Consider the following 1,631-nt stretch of genomic DNA (forward strand, 5'->3'; position numbering starts at 1 on the left):
CAAAGTAAACTGGATGGCTTTCTTGCCGCCAAGGATCTGATGGCGCAGGGGATCAAGATCTGATCAAGAGACAGGCTCTGAATGGCGTGAGGATATGAGGCAAGTCCCGTTTGACGTAAATTTTGCGGCCTGACCGAGACTGGTCATCCTCGACACAAAACTTGAACCACTCAAGGAGCTCTGGTCGTGAATAGGACTTGTCATCAGCACTGTGAATGCGTCGAGAATGCTCACCCTTGCGCGTCACGGTATCAAGGATGCGGCACCAAATGTTTTCAGCTGAGGTTTCGGAACTGAGAATGACCCCGTGTAGATCCTCAGAAGCCATTCGGATATTTCTGATCCCCATGAGCTCCAGTTCGCGCAAAGAGTGATAGACCTCCCAGGTGGCCGTATCAACCCAGTCGGCGACGCTCACACCCGCCGTAGTCTGGTAATTCGCTGTATGCTGGTTGAGGTAGTCGATCATCTCCTGCCGGCCTGGCTTATCTGCCCGGGCTGTTGGGCTGATCGTCAGGTATTCTAGGGTTTTGTTAACTTTGTCTTCAGTGACTATCAAATACCTACGGGACAGACCGGTACCTGACTCGCATTGCATCGATTTGTGCAATATCGAGCTGCAGGGGATTATTTTCTTATTGGCGCCCTTGGAAACCTTGACGATGTCAGAAATGTTCCAATGCGTTTTCGCTGTACTTTTCACCTGCACGAAGTCGATGTGCCCATCAGATAATATGTCGATATCGTCTGTGACCTCGCAGCGAACACTTCGAATAGTCTTGTCACGAAGCATCCGGGTGACATGGTAAGCGGCTACACAGTCCTGGAATAGAAAACCGTGCTTGGCGGCAACACCGCCAGAATCATTTGACTCCATATCGACGTCCGTGACAATATTTCGAAAATTTAGAGGGTTATTATGCCATAGGTCCACACTGATGAGTGCACTTGGCAATCCAAGTGTCCAGATGTAGGATCAGAGCGAGTTTGTAACAATCGGGACTATCCGTGAAAATCAGGGTACCTCATATTGAAGCAGCAGCGAAAACTGGCTCTGCACTGACTTAGTTGCCATCCACAAAAGCAGGATAACTGTCAGATAAAGTCTGAACTTCTATAAGTAAAACACCGGTTTGAGGCCGGTGTCAGGTAATCTAATTCAGTGCCACCTTCGCACGCGGTCTGCCTCGTGCAGTGTCGTGCTTGGGCAAGTTGCCTTTGAAGAAGGTACGATGCCCCTTGAGATTCAGCCTGGCGGCTGGCTCTGATTTGGTCAGATAAGCAAGGGCTTTTTGTAAATAGCACCGTTTCGTCTTGTCGGCATGCCCCACCATGCCAATCCCGCACTCCCGGTATTCAGCCTTTTTCTGATTGCAATTATGCCCTCTGCCTCGATTGCCCGTGATACGCAACCATTCCTTAATGATGGCATCTGCATAGTAAACATCACGCTGGACATGAGCACCGTTCATAAAAACTGCCAGGTGAAAATGAAAGCCTGTTAGAGGTGCAGGGCGGGATCGCACTTTGTTAATGAAATTTGAACAGGCAGAACGTCTGTGATCTAATCGCGTCTCCATGCAGGAGGCACGCGCTATGACGTTGATTGAACACCTTACCCTTGTCGAAGA

2 pseudogenes are annotated in these 1,631 nt (G+C 49.5%); both read right to left on the reverse strand.

Annotation, left to right across the window (positions count from 1 at the left end):
• Positions 1-73: 73 nt before the first annotated feature.
• Positions 74-877, reverse strand: a pseudogene (locus PG892_RS22165) (DUF4297 domain-containing protein); the annotation flags it as partial.
• Between the two features lie 277 nt (positions 878-1,154).
• Positions 1,155-1,631 (reverse strand): annotated as a pseudogene (locus PG892_RS22170) (hypothetical protein); the annotation flags it as partial.

Source organism: Aeromonas sp. QDB68 (genome assembly GCF_027707405.1).
In the GTDB taxonomy this organism is placed as follows: domain Bacteria; phylum Pseudomonadota; class Gammaproteobacteria; order Enterobacterales; family Aeromonadaceae; genus Aeromonas; species Aeromonas caviae.